Origin of the sequence: Streptomyces sp. NBC_01237 (assembly GCF_035917275.1) — a bacterium.
GTDB lineage: Bacteria > Actinomycetota > Actinomycetes > Streptomycetales > Streptomycetaceae > Streptomyces.
In genome coordinates this window covers 175,495-189,503 of sequence record NZ_CP108509.1, presented here as the reverse complement: position 1 = coordinate 189,503, position 14,009 = coordinate 175,495, and the positions used below count along the sequence as shown (strand labels likewise).

Genomic DNA, 14,009 nt, shown 5'->3' with positions numbered 1-14,009 from the left:
TAAGGAACATGCAATTCAATACAGTCATATAAGAGAACCCTGTGGGCGCCTGATGAAGACGGCTGTCTCCGCGTACAACTAAGGGAATTGAACGCCGAATAGATCGAGAATTCAACACGGTGACCACCCGCCGCGATTCCGGCGCGACGCCTCTCCTACACCTCAACCTGCGGTTGTCGGGCCACCGAACAGCGCTGGCAGCGCCTTCCCTGGACCATTGGGCGACAATCCGGCACCGTCAGCCGCTCTCCGGAACCGGAGGCGGAACGGATCGCCAGTGAACAGCCACTCATGAGTTCCACCATCGGACAACTGCGTGGCGGCCGGCCCCTCGCGGGCTTCGCGGTGCTGCTCACCGGGCACTTGCTGACCGATCTGGTCCATCTCGTCGATTCTCTCGCTCTCTCGCCGAGCCGGGAGCTCCCCTTGAGGCCATGACCGTACTGCGCAAGGGCTATGCGTACCCGTGGCGCCATCGTGTGCACGGCCACCTTGAAGAGCAAGGGGTGCGCGTCGTCGACTGTTCTGACCCGCGGGGGATCAGGGAGCACGCGGCGCGTGCCCGCCGGATGAACCTGCGCCGCCTCGCGCTGGACGGCGGCGGCTTTGTCTCACCGCTATTGCTGGACCAGATCCGTGAGGGACATTCCCCGGCGTCGGATGAGGTGGGGGACTGGGCAGGGGCGGTGGAGCAGACCATGTCCGGCATCTACAGACTTCAAGGCCGCGGAGCTGAACTGCCCTACCTCGTATTCGCGGTGGCGCAGTCCCGACTCAAGGCCCGCATCGAGTCGTACTGGATCGCGGAGAAGGCCGTCCACCCGGTCCAGTGGATGGCCAGTGCACACCTCTGCACATGGCTGGTGTGCACGCACAGGCGATCCTTGTGGTCTGAGGTTCGCAGCTGTGGTCGGCTACGGCTTCCTGGCGACGCCGCCTGCGCGGCTTTGGCGAGGACGTTGGATCTGCCCGGGCATCCGTCCCGCGTAGGATGCGCTCCGCGAAAGTGGTCGTACGGATGAGGGGTTGGGGACCGAAGGTGTTCGGGGGCAGGAAGAAGGAGGGCGGGCTGCCGAAGATCCCGCGGAGCGTGGATCCACGGCGAGCCTGTGCACTGCCTGTTCCGGCCGAGGCGCAGGCCGATGCGCGCATGTTCATGCTGGGTGGGGACACCATCCGGGCGGTCAAGGTGATCGTGGACGCGACGGGCTACGACCTCCGCCAGGCCCGGGACATCGTGTATGCGCTGGTCTACGACATCGAAGTGCCGCGGGTGAACCGAGCCGAGACGTGACGCACGCGGATCTGGATGTCCGCCCGTGATCGTCGAGGTGAGGCTTGGGCCAGGTGACCGGAGAACGGGTTCGAGGGCTCCGCGTCGAGCCAGGTGGGGGTGCTTGCTCCGGTGGCACCCCAGGCAGACATGCACCGGCCGCCCGACTGCGGCTACCGGCAAGATCCACTGAGACGGGACAGCGCGGCAAGTTCCCGTCCCACGGGGTCTTGAGGCTGTCTCACCTGACGCTCTCCGATCCGCGGACGAGGGGGACAGAGTCACGTGAGACTGCCGGGCGTAGGGAACGCAGAATTTTCCGGATAGACCTCCGCGTGACGGGGAGAACCTGTTGGAGGAGCACGCGGCGGAGGCCGCCCGGTGCGAGGTCCGACGGGAGGGGCCGTGGCTCAGGGGACGGGTGGGAGACGGTGAGCTCACGGCGGCCGTACCGGTTCGCAGGGTGGGCACGCGTCGCCGGGAAAGCTGTGGGCGGGGTGGCCCTGACGGCTTTGGCGGCGTTGTTCGTCGTCCTCGGGTACGGGTTCGTCCGGACAGGACTGGACGGGCTGAACGGCGCCTCCGCCGGCGTCGCGCATGAACGGTCCGTCGACGGAGTCGTCCTGGCGGAGGACGAGGTGACTGGGCCCCAGGGCAGCCACAGCAAGCGGATCGAAGTCCGTTTCACCACGGCCACCGGACTATCCTACCAGTTTTGGGAGGCCGGCGGTGCGGACGTCGGCGACACGATCCACGTCCGCTACGAGCCGGGGCGTCCTGAGACGGCAACCACTCACTCCGTGACGAGCGACAGGGTGGGGTACGGCCTGCTGACCGTGGCCGGGCTCGCGCTCGTGATCCTCATGCCGCTTCTGATACTCCGGCTCGGCCGCGAAGTCATCCGTGACATCCGGCGTGCGGTACGGAAACGGTCGGTCGTGGGATAACGCTGCCGACCCGGGGGATGTCTGCGTGGTCCGGCGTCAGGGCGTACTGGGTCGCCTTGACGGCAGAAGCATCTGATCGGCGACTTCCCACACGGTCACATGAAAGACGTAGACAAGCACACGCGGCTCCGGGCGGCACGGGCGATCTTGGTCGACATCCCGTCTGCCAGGAGCTCTTCCGTTCCGTGCAGCCGGCCAACCCGCGCCGCACGCAAGCAGGTTGGAAAACGCTCAATCTGCACGCCCAAGTCGGTGACCAGGACAAATGAGAGAGACTGTCGACTTGTCACTCCGTCAGGGTGGTGTTCGTGACCCACCCGATCGAGGTCGGTGCGGTGCTGGCCGTGGCCGTGGCGGGCGATGGTCTGGTGGCGTCGGCGCCAGTGGGACCAGCGGAGTCGGCGCGCGGGTGACTGACTGGTGCCGGGCAGCGGGGGATGGGCAAGGTCCAGGAGCCGTAGGATTTCTGCCAGGGTGAGGGGAACGAGGCCGCTCGCACCGTCACCGCCGCCGGAGGACAAGTACGGCGGAAGGCCGGTCTCAACCGCACCATCCATCCTCGACTCCGTCCCGGCGAGCTGCGCCGGCAGCTCGGGTACAGGGTTTCCTGGTACGGCTCCGCTCTCGCGGCTCTTGACCGCTGGCGGTCCTCCAGCAAGGCATCCTCGGCCTGCGGCCGGCGAAACACAGGCCAGATCCTCGCCGACAGGCTGTTCACTGCACCTCGTGCGGTCTGTCCATGGACCGGGACCTCAATGCCGCCCGGAACATCGCCGAGCATTCGGTCGCAGTACCTGTTCCACCCGTCGCCCCCGGTAGGAGGAGACGCGAAACGCCCGTGGAGTCTCCGTCAGACTCCCGGCCCCTCGGGGGCGGGAGCAGAAGACAGCGAAACGGGAAGACACCGGGCCACCGGGCCCGGTGCCACTCGGCGGAGCGATCCGACGGCGTCTCCCCATCCACGCCAAGAACAGGCAATACCGTTCCGGAGTCTCCTGGGTTGTGTCTCTTGGCATGGCTTGGGCGACCCTGGTCTGTGTCGGCCTCGGGTGCTTGTTCGTGCCGGAGTTTCGGGGGCCTGGTCCGCGTGGGGTCGATGTGGCGGTAGCGTGATCGTCGTGACGGCTGAGGGCGAGGCGCTGGTCGGCGGCATGGCGAACGCCGGGGCGGTTTTCCGCCGTGGTGCGCTGGTGGAGCGCCCGGCGCCGCGCAACATTCGCGTCCTGCATGCGTACCTCCTTGCCCTGAAGGAGCGCGGTTTCGACGCAGCGCCGACGCCTGTCGGTCTCACCGGGGGCGGCCGTGAACAGCTCACCTTCATCCCCGGAGACGTGGCTCTGCCGCCGTTCGCGAACTGGGCGATGACGAAGGCCGCCCTGGAATCGGTGGGGAGCCTGCTGCGACGCCTGCATGAAGCCAGCGCGGCCATCGAGGTCGACACCCGTGCCGGGTGGCCAGGGGACGTGGCCGACCCGGAGGGGGGCACGATGCTGTGCCACAACGACGTGTGCCCGGAGAACGTCGTCTTCCGCGACGGCCGTGCCGCCGCCCTGATCGATTTCGACCTGGCAGCTCCTGGCCGTCCCCTCTGGGACGTCGCCATGACCGCCCGCTACTGGGTGCCCCTGGTCGATCCCGCATCCACAGCCGCCTTCTACCCCTCTGGGCTGGATGCGCCCGCGCGGCTGCGGATACTTGCCGACAGCTACGGCCTTTCGCCGCAGGACCGCGCCGAGCTGTTCGGCGTCATCGAGCAGGCCACCGACGTCTGCCGGGCTTTCGTCGCCCGCCGGGTGGCTGACGGCGACCCCGTCTATCTCCAGGCACTGGCCGAGCGCGGTGGATGGGAACGCTGGGACCGCATGCGGACCTGGCTGGCGGAGCGCCGCGAGATGTTCACGGCCGCCCTGCTGGACTGACTCTCCGGGGTGGGCTGTTGGCCAGGGATGCTCAGAGCTGAGTGGGGCGAGCAAGGTGAGGTTCGTCTCGGTTGGCGATGAGTGCGGCACGCCCTCGGGGTCGTCGAGTTGGTGCTCGGTCTCTGCGGCCGACGACTTGCAGGTTTTCGCGGGCCAGAGGCGGCTGGTGCCGCGGATTGGGCGTCGGTGGAGAAGCGCTGATGGAACGGGGCGATGCCGCTGAGAGGGACGTAGAAGTTGTCCCTTGAGACCGACCTCTCATTGCTCAGGGAGGATGGGGGCATGAGACTGCATGGGGACAAGATCGTGCTGCGTCCAGCGACCGATGGCGATTCCGAGATCCTCGCAAGAGTCGTACGAGAGCCGGAAGTCGCGGCGTGGTGGTCGCCTCCGGCGTCCTACGAAGGCATGCTGGCTGTCGTTTTCGAGGGCGAGGTCATCGGTGCCGTCCAGTTCGACGAAGAGTCCGATCCCGAGTTCCGTCACGCCGGCATCGATGTCTTCCTGACCGCGAGGTACCACGGGAAGGGGCTCGGTTCCGACACGGTGCGTACGCTGGCCAGGTGGCTGGTGCAGGAACGCGGCCATCACCGACTGACCATCGATCCCGCCGCAGCCAATACCGCGGCGATCCGCTGCTACGGGAAGGTCGGGTTCAAGTCCGTGGGCATCATGCGAGAGTACGGGCGTGACCACCGGACGGGGGCCTGGCAGGACGGGCTGCTGATGGATCTGCTCGCAGACGAGCTTTCCTGACCCGGTCGGCCCGCGCTCCTCGTTGAACCGCAGTGGCGACACTGCTCTACCTGTTGCTTCGGGCCGTGGCAGGTGAACCTCCACGGAGGGGGGATGCCGGCCCGCCGTGGCTGCGGCGGGCATCGGGGTGTTGGTCAAGGGTTGCTGACGAAGTCGCCGGCGACGAGGTCGGATTGTTTGATGCCATCGGTGAGGCTCGGGATGGTGATGCATTTGATGTCCGTGCACGGGTTCTCGCTGCCCGGTGCGTAGGTTCCCGCGTCGGCTGTGTAGCCGCAGGTGGCGCTTGTGCGGCAGTCGTCGGCGTGGGCCCCGCCGCCGATGGCGAGGGTGCCTGTGGTGGTCAGGGCCACGACGGTGAGCTTGCCGAGCAGTGCTTGGACGGTGGCCATAGGGGTCTCCTGGACGCGTGCTGCCCGGGTGCGGGCTTGCTCGGGCAACGGCACACGGTGCACCGGCGGAACGGGGCGGCAGCAGGATTCACCCCTCAAAGGGCCGGGCCGGCGGTTGGTTTCCCGTCCGGCGCGGCCTCGCACTCGCCCCCGGCCGGCTCCGCTTTCTTGTCCTGCCCCTCGTACCTGGCCCGCGTGCGAGGGCGGCTCAGGCGTGGCGCAGTGTGTCGAGGAGGTGGAAGTCGCGGATCAGTACGGCGGTGGCGCAGTGGGGTTTGTGCTGGGCTTCGCGGGTGAAGGCGTCGTGCAGGAAGGGGGCGAGTCCTTCCGCCGGGTGGGTCTTGAGGATGAGTTCGATCGTGGGCGCCGGGATCTCGTCCAGGCGGAGGCCGAGGACGTCGGCGGCGGAGCCGAGGTGGATGCCGGCGACTTCGGGGCGGTGGTCGTCCCCTGTGGTGAGGTCGAGATGCAGGCGGATTGCGTCGTGGACCAGGTCGGCGAGTTCGGGGGGCGCACCGTGCCGGACGAGCGCCTCGTGGGCCACTGCCGCACCGTGTTCCTCGAAGGGTGTCGAGGGGTCCTCCCAGGTCGGGGTGAGGCCCAGGTCGTGGAGTGTGGCGCCGAGGAAGAGTGTCTCGCGGTCCGGTGACAGACCGCGGTGGTCGAGGATCGCTTCGGCGTAGGCGTACGTGCGGTGGCAGTGGGCCACCAGCGCCGGTGGCGCGGCGGCCTGCAGCATGCGTTCGGCGAGGTCCGCGAGAGGGGTGTCGGGGCGCCGGGCGAGTGCGGGGGCGAAGCCCATGGGGTTTCGGTCTCCTGAAGGGTGTCGGCCGGAGCGGGCGCGGCCGTGCTGGTGAAGTGCCGGCGGTAGGTCTGCGGCGTGACGGAGGTGTGGTGTTTGAACGCCCGGTGGAAGGTGTGGACGGAGCCGAAGCCGCAGCGTGTGCCGATGGCCGCGATAGTGAGGTCGCTATCCTGGAGCAGGCGCTGTGCGGCGTGGACGCGCTGGGCGTCGAGATGGGCGGCCGGCGTACTGCCGGTCTCACGGAGGAACACCCGGGCGAACTGGCGTTCGCCCAGTCCCATTCGGCCGGCGAGGACGGGGACCGTCAGCCGTTCGGCGAGATGCGCGTCGATCCACGCGAGAAGCTCCGCGATGTCGGTCCGGGCAGTGCTCTGGCTTCAGGGGCGCGCTGAACTGGCTCTGGTCGCGCGGCCGTTGCAAGTACATCACCATCCACTTGGCGGTCGACAGCGCATGCCTCCGCCCGTGGTCGTCGGCCACGAGGGCCAGGCTCATGCCGATTCCCGCACTCACCCCGGCCCCTGTCCATGCAGGGTCGGACCGTACGTACACGGCATCCGCGTCCACGGTCACGTCCGCATGGCGCTCGGCCAGTGCCTCGGCCGTGGCCCAGTGCGTCGTGGCCCGCCTGCCGGCCAGCAGTCCGCCCGCAGCCAGGGTGTGCGCACCGGCGCAGACCGATACCACCCGTCGTACGCGCGGTGCGACACGGGTGACCCAGGCCAGAACAGCGGGGTCGACGACGGCTTCGACGCCCTCCGGACGGATCCGGAGCCCGCCGGGTACGACAAGGGTATCCACTCCCTCGCCGTCCGAGTCGGTGAAGGTGCTGTCGGCCAGCAGGCGGACACCGTCGGCACAGTGCACCGGAGTGGGGGCGGCGCTGACGAGCTCGACGGTGTAACCACGGCCGGATCGGTCCAGCAGGCGGCTTGCGGTGGAGAACACCTGCGCGGGACCCGTGACGTCCAACGACTCCACCCCGTCGAAGACGGCGATCGCGATCCTGCGTGGTTGGCTCATGCCGACCATCCTCGGCGGGGCCGGACATGACTGCAATGTCATAGATATCGCAGATCCAGACACCCGCCGGGCGCCAAGCCGCCCGCCAGGGCTTGGGAGGAGATACTCACGGTAACGCCCGAGTGGGTGCCCGTCGTTACCGTGCGTAGCTCCTCCCAAGACCACGGGCCTGCCGTGAGGGTGGCCACGCAGACTCAGTGCTTACTCAGAGTGGTCTGGAGAGGCCGCCCGCCGCGTGGGAGGAGGCCCGGGCAGACTTTTGCCTGGTTGGGTGCGTTGTGTCAGCGTGTGCGGCATGAACAATGATCACCAACGCGATGCAGTGCTGGCGCAAGCGGTGCAGTTGCGGGAGCAGGGTCGCGCCGAGCAGGCCCGGAACCAGTTGATAGAGCTGACCGAGCGGTATCCGGACGATGCCGAGATCGCCTATCAGACCGCCTGGGCGCACGACGTGCTCGAACTGGAGGCCGAGGCTGTCCCCTTCTATGAACGCGCCCTGAGCAATGGGGGACTGACCGGCGAAGACCGGCACGGCGCTTTCCTCGGGCTGGGAAGCACCTATCGTGTGCTGGGCCGGTACGAGCCGGCCGTGCAGACCTTGGGCCGTGCACTGGAGGAGTTCCCGGACGATCCCGCTTTGCAGGCATTCATGGCCATGGCGTTGTACAACAGCGGCGAGGGTCGCCAGGCGGTTCGCCTGCTTCTCAAGGCGCTGGCTGCCACCAGCAGCGACCGGCGCGTGCAGGACTACCGGCGGGCGATCGAGCACTACGCCGATGACTTGGACGGTGTTCAGCAACAAGACCAGTAGACGAACATGCGGAGCAGCTGTCGTTTTCCGCCTGCCGCGGACGTGGCGGCAGAGCTGGATTCAGCCCAGGCGGGGCTGACCCGGACGGCACGCGCAAATCTCCCGGGCTGCTGCTCCCGACGCTCTGAGCATGGTGCTGAGAGCACGGGATCCAGGGCGCCGTCGTCCGGGGTCTCACGGTGCACGGTGACGTGTCCGGCGGGTTCAACGACCGGCCACGGCTCGTGTCGCGTCCATTCGATGCCGAGCTGTACGAGAACCTGGCGCTGCTCCTGGGTGGGCCGGTCGCGTCGGCTCTTGGCGCTACTGATAAATACACCGAGCTTCACCACGTGCTCCTGGCCGTCGACCTCGACAGGTTCCAAGTGCTTCCTCGGGACCGGCCGCTCGTGCCCTTGCCTCTGGAGGCACTGCGCGAGCGCCGCAACCCCACGCCGGAACGGCGCCGACAACCCGCCCGCCCCCTTCCCCCGCGTGTGCTGTCACCGGGGCGGGGGCAGCTTCGTCGGGTGCCACACCGAGCCCGCCGAGCCGCTCCCGCTGCATGGCGCTCAGCTGCGCCCAGGTGTGTGCCCGGCGTTGCTGCGCGAGCCATTTCTTTGAGCTGGGCTGTCCAATTGCGCCGGCGAGGCTCGCGGCTCTTCCGCTCCCTCGAACGAGGGGCCTGCGGCCGATCCGTCCCCGCTCGGCTCCTGTGGTTGCCTGCCCGTCATGGTGATGACGCCCCCGCGCAGATACCGGGCGGCGCGGTGAAACTCTCGGATTGTCGTACCCGACAGGTTCAATGGCACCGACGAGACGACCGACGGGAGCACCACGCATGGAGCCAATCTTCTTCTCAAGTCCTGAGGAGTTCCGGGACTGGCTGGAGGAGCACCACACAACTGCCTCCGAATGCCGGGTGGGCATGTGGAAGAAGGGCGCGGGCAAGCCCACCCTGAGCTGGTCGGAGGCGGTCGACCAGGCCCTGTGCTTCGGCTGGATCGACGGCCGGCAGAGCCCGATCGACGACTTCTCCTGGTCGATCCGGTTTACCCCGCGCAGGCCGCGCAGCAACTGGAGCCAGGTCAACCTCCGCAAGATCGAGGAGCTGACCGTGCAGGGGCTCATGCGGCCGGCCGGCGTCGCGGTGTTCGAAGCCCGTGACCGGGAGTGCGAGGAGAAGCCGGTCTGGGAGTTCGAGGCGGCGCAGCTGGCTCGCTTCCAAGCGGAACCGCGGGCGTGGGAGTGGTTCAGCGGGCAGGCGCCGTCCTACCGCAAGTCGGCTATCCACTATGTGATCAGTGCCAAGCGGGACGAGACTCGGGAGCGGCGGTTGGACCAGCTGATCGCCGACAGCCTGGAGGGGGTGCGGCTCAAGCAGTTCCGGAGGCCGGGAACCTGAGTGCCCTGTCGAAGGGGCCGAGCGCGTAGCCGTCCAGCGCGGGACCTGCCGTTCCAGGAACCCGTCGGGCTTGCCCTTTCGGAGCCCAAGCCGGTTGGCGATCGACACCGCCGCCCACGAGGCGCCAGCCGTCACCACAGCCTGCACCGCCTGCCGCGACCTCGACCGCGGAAGCTCGCCGAGCGCGTGGCGATGCCAGCCCGGCACGAGAGGGCTCACCGCCCACCCGCAGCGAGCCAGGCCGGTGTACCCGCCGACTCGTGACCAGGTGACTGCAGGAACGGACAAACCCACGCTACGGAGCGGAACTGCTCTCGGAGCCTGCCTCGTCCGCTTCAAGACGGGTGAGGTCTCCGCTGGTGCGCGGCCGGCCGTATCGTTCGACGAGGGAGTTGCCGATCGAGGCCAGGTGGTCTCGGACACCCGGAGGGCCGGTCACCTCGACCCATTCGACCAGCCCGGAGAGCTCGCCGGCGAGCATGTACTCATTGGGGCCGCGGATCACGACCTCGATGCGGCCATCGGTCGTGGAACCGCCCACGTCGAGCCGGTCGCCGAGCGCCATCCGGAGTATGCCTATCCCGTCGGGTGTGCATACCGCCTGGATCTCCAGCGGCGTTCGTTTGCGATCGACCTCTTCGGCGATTTCGTTCCAGCTCTCGGCAAGGTCGAAGTCCCCGGGTCGGTGCACAGGGTCGCCGGTCGGGTCGGCGGACGACACGCGGTCGATCCGGAAGACCCGTCGGCCGGTCTCGGTGTTGGAGACGAGGTACCACACAGGACCTTTGGCGACGATGCCCAACGGGTGGACGGTTCTCCGGGTTTCGGCGCCTTTGCTGTCGACGTAGCCGAGCGATACCTGGACGCCGCGGATCACCGCGTCCTGGAGTTCGTCGAGGAAGCGAGGCGGCCGGTGCTCGATCCGGCTCGCCCCCCATCGCTGCGGGTCTACGACCAGCGACGCCGCTGCTGCCTCGGCCTGCACCTGGAAGGGCTTCGGCAGAGCATGGACAAGTTTGCGCAGAGCTGCTTTCAGCGCCGGCGTCGCATCCGAGGCCGGACCGAGAGCCAGGAACAGGGCGCGTGCCTCGCTGGAGGTCAACCCGGACAGGTCGGTACGGGCACCGCCCACCAGGCGCCAGCCGCCGCCTCGGCCCTGCACGGAGTACACGGGCACCCCGGCCATGGCCAGGGCGTCGAGGTCACGGCGGGCGGTGCGCTCGGAGACGTCCAGCTCTCGGGAGACCTCGGCGGCTGTCACCTGCTCGCGCCGTTGGAGCAAGAGGAGTATGGCCACCAGTCGATCGGATCGCATGCAGACAAAACTCTCATAAAAACCGGTCATGAGGTGACCGGTTTGGGTAGCAAGCTGGCCACATGGCCTCATCGAGGAGGTCATGTCGCCAGCGAACGCCCCCAGAGAGGAAATGCAGTGATCAATCAAGCAGAATTTCCCGAGCCCACCCTCATTCAGGTCAACGGTGTGGAGCTCGAAGTGTTCGAAGCAGGTCGAGAGAACAAGGGCAAGCCCATTGTGCTCTGCCACGGCTGGCCGGAGCATGCCATCACCTGGCGTCGCCAGATGCCCGTCCTTGCCGCAGCCGGCTACCACGTCATCGCTCCGAACCAGCGGGGTTACGGCAACTCCTCCCGCCCGGCCGAGGTGACGGACTACGACATCGAACACCTGACGGGCGACCTCGTCGCGCTCCTGGACCACTATGGCTACGAGGACGCCACCTTCGTCGGCCATGACTGGGGCGCGTTCGTCGTCTGGAGCCTGGCCCTGTTGCACCCCGACCGGGTGAACAAGCTGATCAACCTGAGCCTGCCTTACATGGAACGCGGAGAAACGCCGTGGATCGAGGCCATGGAAACCTTCCTCGGCGGTGACTTCTACTTCGTCCACTTCAACCGGCAGCCGGGCGTCGCGGACGCCGTGTTCGATGCCAACCCCTCCCAGTTCATCCGCAACCTCTACCGGAAGAACGTGCCCCCCGTGCCCCCGGAGCCGGGCATGGCATTCATCAATCTCGCCAAGGCGGAAGCACCGCTTGGTGAGCCCGTCATGAGCGACAGCGACCTGGCCGTCATCATCTCCGCGTTCGAGACGTCGGGATTCACCGGCGGCATCAACTGGTACAGGAATCTCGACCGCAACTGGCACCAGTTGGCGGACGCGGACCCGATCATCAAGCAGCCCACCCTCATGATCTACGGCGACCAGGACTTCGCGGTCCCGAGGTTCGAAAGACTGGCAGAGTTCGTGCCCAACGTGGAAGTGGTCGGCCTGGACTGCGGTCACTGGATCCAGGGGGAAATGCCCGAAGAGACCAACCGTGTGATCTCGGAATGGCTGGACCGGCAGGGCTAGTGATTCGTGATCCGGTTCGTATCACCTGAAGCCCGAGCTCTCACGTCACGTCGATGACAGTCGGGCGTAGGGCCAGGTCGTGCGGCCGCCTCGTCAGGGCTTCAAGGTCATCCGGTAGCGGGTTTTTGGCTCACCCTTGGGTGGAACCCAACCTCCCCGCCGCCGCTCATCGCGCAGCGTCGGCAGGAGCGCTGCTGTGCCCACCGTCCACAGGGCCGCGTCCGTCCCCGCGTACGTGGCGAGCAGGCCGACGGCGAGGGTGTGCACATTGCACGGGTCGCGGCCAAGTGCATCGGGTGAGTACGTGGGTGGGCCCGGAGCACGAGCACCCGCGCAGCCGCATCTCCTTCAGGGCATGCGGCTGCGCAAATGGGTCTCCGCTGTCAGTTTGTCTGGAGGTCGAGTTCGCAGTCCAGGGTCTGATTGTACGAGCGCTTTTCTTGTGTGTAGTCGAACCGGCAGTACCGACTGGTTCCCTTCGGAGAAGAATTTATCTTCATCCGGGCCACGAAGAATATTTTGCTCTCTTCGTGGGCCTTTACCACGACCGGCTCGGTTGCATAGTTCTTCAGTTTTTTGAAGTCAGGAGCGTCGCCGGCTCCTTCAAGAGCCATGAGGGGGAGGCCTTCGGTATCCTCCAGATCATAAGCCCCGTATTCGAGGATTTTCATACCTTGTGCAGGTCTGACTATGGAGACGTCAGTTATTTTGATGTCCCCATTGCTGGTGTTCAGAGGAATCGGGAGGGCGAACCACCAGACCTGTCCAACTTTTGCATTTTCATTTCCGACTGTACCGCTTGATTGATTGCCAGATTCCTCGAGAGAGCTCCCTGAGCTGACTTGTGTTGTTTCCCGGGGAGCACTCTGCGGCATGCATGCCGAAAGCGAGAGGGCCGAAGCCAGGAGGAGTGTATTCCTAATACGAACAGAAGACGCCAGGCTTGCCCGAGGCACCGTCCTTCGCCCCCCAAATGTAGTGCTTCATGTGCTTGAGGTTGCCTGCGGTGATCCGCTGACGATGATCCTTGTCATAGCTGGTGGAGCCCCCGAGCGAGACGCCGAAGGCGCTGACGGCACCAGACCACTTGACGCTCTTGTTCTTGCTGATCTGGAAATAGGATCCGGCCGCCTCGACTTCGGCGTGGTTCAGTTTCGTGCCGCCTCCCCCCGTCCCGCACCCTCGCCGCCCGGCACCTACATGGTCTGGGACGTCCTGCACCACCCCGCCCACGGCGACATCACCGCCCGCCCGCCGCGCCCTCCTGGCCGAGCTCCTCGCCGGTGACGTGCCGCCGGTTCAGGTGGTGCCGTCGAGCGACGACTCCGAGGTGGCGCGAGCGTGGTACGAGTCGTTTCTGTCGCTGGGGATCGAGGGGTTCACCGGTCTGCGGGCCCGGCCCCGGTGGGGGAGCGGGGTGAGGCTGTCGGCCCGTCTCGCCGCGGGGCCGGCCGCGCGGATCGGCCGGGAGCTCGTCGGCGGGGGAGAGGCTGGTGAGGCGTCGCGGATGTTGAGCATTGCGCGTCAGTGTCAACGTTCTGGCTTGGGGTCAGGCTGGCGGGTCGGGGTGTATCTGGCGAGCATGGTCTGGACGGCCTGTTCGACGGCGTCGTGGATGTCGGAGGCTGCGGGGTTCCAGTCGGTCAGCAGCATGCGGGGCCACAGGACGTAGTTGGCGATCATGCCGAGGAACTGGTTCGCGGCGCTCGCCGCGTCCGGAACATCAGCGTTGCCCGCCTCGTGCTCGGATTCCAAGTAGTGCTGAACGGAGGTGAAGTAGGGCAGTTTGCCGAGCTGGAACTGCATCCGTCCCAGTTCGGGGAAACGAGGCAGTTCGGCGATGACGATCCGGAACAGGGCTGTCATGCCGGGCTGGCCGACCAGGTCGGCATAGCGGTGGCCGATGGCTGTCAGTCCGGAGCGCAGATCTCCGGTCTGTGGCCGCGCGCCGGCGTCGCCGGTGTCACGCTGCCAGGACTCGGTGACGATGGCCTCGAAGAGGGCCGCCTTGGTGGGGAACCGCTTGAACAGGGTGGACTTCGAGACCCCGGCCGCTTCGGCGATCCGGGCCAGTGAGGTGCCGTCATAGCCACGATCCAAGAACAGTTCTCTGGCTGCGGTGGTGATCGCCTCGCGTTTCTGCTGAGCGAGTCTGCGGTGGTGTGCGGAGAGTTCTGCTGCCATGCGGACAGTATGCCGCAGACCCGAGGCGAGTCACTTGACTCGCCTCGATGGTCCTGCTTACGGTACGAGAGCAAGGCGAGTCGATTGACTCGTATCCGATCTGTGGCGCCCGGGCGCATTCCGGCTGCCGCGCGGTGGAGG

At 67.1% G+C, this 14,009-nt stretch carries 17 protein-coding genes and 1 pseudogene; 10 read left to right on the top strand and 8 right to left on the bottom strand.

The window, feature by feature from the left end:
* Positions 1–291 precede the first annotated feature (291 nt).
* The 7 genes from OG251_RS37310 (at position 292) to aac(6') (ending at position 4,895) form a co-directional block, all read left to right on the top strand.
* Positions 292–438, top strand: coding sequence for a hypothetical protein (locus tag OG251_RS37310; RefSeq protein ID WP_326681705.1), 147 nt, complete (start codon positions 292–294; stop codon positions 436–438).
* Positions 435–1,022, top strand: a complete 588-nt coding sequence (locus OG251_RS37305; RefSeq protein WP_326681704.1) for a hypothetical protein — start codon at positions 435–437, stop codon at positions 1,020–1,022. The genes OG251_RS37310 and OG251_RS37305 overlap by 4 nt, the downstream gene beginning before the upstream one ends.
* Before the next feature lie 17 nt (positions 1,023–1,039).
* Positions 1,040–1,294, top strand: coding sequence for a hypothetical protein (locus OG251_RS37300; RefSeq protein WP_326681703.1), 255 nt, complete (start codon positions 1,040–1,042; stop codon positions 1,292–1,294).
* Positions 1,295–1,770: 476 nt separating this feature from the next.
* Positions 1,771–2,220 (top strand): DUF3592 domain-containing protein, encoded by a 450-nt coding sequence (locus OG251_RS37295; RefSeq protein ID WP_326681702.1) that lies wholly within the window; start codon positions 1,771–1,773, stop codon positions 2,218–2,220.
* A gap of 640 nt (positions 2,221–2,860) precedes the next feature.
* Positions 2,861–3,328: a zinc ribbon domain-containing protein gene (locus OG251_RS45080; protein WP_442818473.1), complete on the top strand. Its 468-nt coding sequence runs from the start codon at positions 2,861–2,863 to the stop codon at positions 3,326–3,328.
* A gap of 1 nt (position 3,329) precedes the next feature.
* Positions 3,330–4,139 (top strand): phosphotransferase, encoded by an 810-nt coding sequence (locus OG251_RS37290; RefSeq protein ID WP_326681701.1) that lies wholly within the window; start codon positions 3,330–3,332, stop codon positions 4,137–4,139.
* Positions 4,140–4,421: 282 nt separating this feature from the next.
* A complete protein-coding gene (aac(6'), locus tag OG251_RS37285) occupies positions 4,422–4,895 on the top strand; it encodes an aminoglycoside 6'-N-acetyltransferase (RefSeq protein ID WP_326682751.1) in 474 nt (157 codons plus the stop codon).
* 134 nt (positions 4,896–5,029) lie between these two features.
* Here aac(6') and OG251_RS37280 read toward each other — a convergent pair whose 3' ends face one another.
* From OG251_RS37280 to OG251_RS37265, 4 genes and pseudogenes are all read right to left on the bottom strand, one after another.
* Positions 5,030–5,287 (bottom strand): hypothetical protein, encoded by a 258-nt coding sequence (locus OG251_RS37280; protein WP_326681700.1) that lies wholly within the window; start codon positions 5,285–5,287, stop codon positions 5,030–5,032.
* A 208-nt stretch (positions 5,288–5,495) separates the two neighbouring features.
* Positions 5,496–6,089, bottom strand: coding sequence for an HD domain-containing protein (locus OG251_RS37275; protein WP_326681699.1), 594 nt, complete (start codon positions 6,087–6,089; stop codon positions 5,496–5,498).
* A gap of 116 nt (positions 6,090–6,205) precedes the next feature.
* Positions 6,206–6,373 (bottom strand): annotated as a pseudogene (locus tag OG251_RS37270) (helix-turn-helix domain-containing protein); the annotation flags it as partial.
* Entirely contained in the window at positions 6,330–7,115 is a 786-nt protein-coding gene (locus OG251_RS37265; RefSeq protein ID WP_326682750.1) for a GlxA family transcriptional regulator, read from the bottom strand. The pseudogene OG251_RS37270 and the gene OG251_RS37265, both read right to left, overlap by 44 nt.
* Before the next feature lie 295 nt (positions 7,116–7,410).
* On the opposite strand from OG251_RS37265, the gene OG251_RS37260 reads away from it, so the two are divergent.
* Both OG251_RS37260 and OG251_RS37255 read left to right on the top strand, forming a co-directional pair.
* Complete coding sequence (locus OG251_RS37260; RefSeq protein ID WP_326681698.1) at positions 7,411–7,926, top strand: tetratricopeptide repeat protein; 516 nt, start codon at positions 7,411–7,413, stop codon at positions 7,924–7,926.
* Positions 7,927–8,746: 820 nt separating this feature from the next.
* Positions 8,747–9,310: a YdeI/OmpD-associated family protein gene (locus OG251_RS37255; protein WP_326681697.1), complete on the top strand. Its 564-nt coding sequence runs from the start codon at positions 8,747–8,749 to the stop codon at positions 9,308–9,310.
* 295 nt (positions 9,311–9,605) lie between these two features.
* Here OG251_RS37255 and OG251_RS37250 read toward each other — a convergent pair whose 3' ends face one another.
* Positions 9,606–10,625 carry a helix-turn-helix transcriptional regulator gene (locus OG251_RS37250; protein WP_326682749.1) on the bottom strand — a complete coding sequence of 340 codons (1,020 nt, stop codon included), beginning with the start codon at positions 10,623–10,625 and terminating at the stop codon, positions 9,606–9,608.
* A gap of 117 nt (positions 10,626–10,742) precedes the next feature.
* Here OG251_RS37250 and OG251_RS37245 point away from each other — a divergent pair, with 117 nt between their 5' ends.
* On the top strand, positions 10,743–11,684 hold the full coding sequence (locus OG251_RS37245) for an alpha/beta fold hydrolase (RefSeq protein WP_326681696.1): 942 nt from the start codon (positions 10,743–10,745) through the stop codon (positions 11,682–11,684).
* 383 nt (positions 11,685–12,067) lie between these two features.
* On the opposite strand, the gene OG251_RS37240 is transcribed toward OG251_RS37245, so the two are convergent.
* The 3 genes from OG251_RS37240 to OG251_RS37230 form a co-directional block, all read right to left on the bottom strand.
* Positions 12,068–12,559, bottom strand: coding sequence for a hypothetical protein (locus tag OG251_RS37240; RefSeq protein WP_326681695.1), 492 nt, complete (start codon positions 12,557–12,559; stop codon positions 12,068–12,070).
* A gap of 43 nt (positions 12,560–12,602) precedes the next feature.
* Positions 12,603–12,908 (bottom strand): hypothetical protein, encoded by a 306-nt coding sequence (locus OG251_RS37235; RefSeq protein ID WP_326681694.1) that lies wholly within the window; start codon positions 12,906–12,908, stop codon positions 12,603–12,605.
* Between the two features lie 306 nt (positions 12,909–13,214).
* On the bottom strand, positions 13,215–13,868 hold the full coding sequence (locus OG251_RS37230) for a TetR/AcrR family transcriptional regulator (RefSeq protein ID WP_326681693.1): 654 nt from the start codon (positions 13,866–13,868) through the stop codon (positions 13,215–13,217).
* Between the last annotated feature and the right edge of the window lie 141 nt (positions 13,869–14,009).

Bases quoted from the DNA above. Each gene is read 5' to 3' on its own strand.
- OG251_RS37275 (WP_326681699.1), bottom strand. From the start codon at position 6,089: ATGGGCTTCGCCCCCGCACTCGCCCGGCGCCCCGACACCCCTCTCGCG.
- OG251_RS37305 (WP_326681704.1), top strand. From the start codon at position 435: ATGACCGTACTGCGCAAGGGCTATGCGTACCCGTGGCGCCATCGTGTG.
- OG251_RS37260 (WP_326681698.1), top strand. From the start codon at position 7,411: ATGAACAATGATCACCAACGCGATGCAGTGCTGGCGCAAGCGGTGCAG.
- OG251_RS37280 (WP_326681700.1), bottom strand. From the start codon at position 5,287: ATGGCCACCGTCCAAGCACTGCTCGGCAAGCTCACCGTCGTGGCCCTG.
- OG251_RS37250 (WP_326682749.1), bottom strand. From the start codon at position 10,625: ATGCGATCCGATCGACTGGTGGCCATACTCCTCTTGCTCCAACGGCGC.
- OG251_RS37240 (WP_326681695.1), bottom strand. From the start codon at position 12,559: ATGCCGCAGAGTGCTCCCCGGGAAACAACACAAGTCAGCTCAGGGAGC.
- OG251_RS37310 (WP_326681705.1), top strand. From the start codon at position 292: ATGAGTTCCACCATCGGACAACTGCGTGGCGGCCGGCCCCTCGCGGGC.
- OG251_RS37265 (WP_326682750.1), bottom strand. From the start codon at position 7,115: ATGAGCCAACCACGCAGGATCGCGATCGCCGTCTTCGACGGGGTGGAG.
- OG251_RS37255 (WP_326681697.1), top strand. From the start codon at position 8,747: ATGGAGCCAATCTTCTTCTCAAGTCCTGAGGAGTTCCGGGACTGGCTG.
- OG251_RS37230 (WP_326681693.1), bottom strand. From the start codon at position 13,868: ATGGCAGCAGAACTCTCCGCACACCACCGCAGACTCGCTCAGCAGAAA.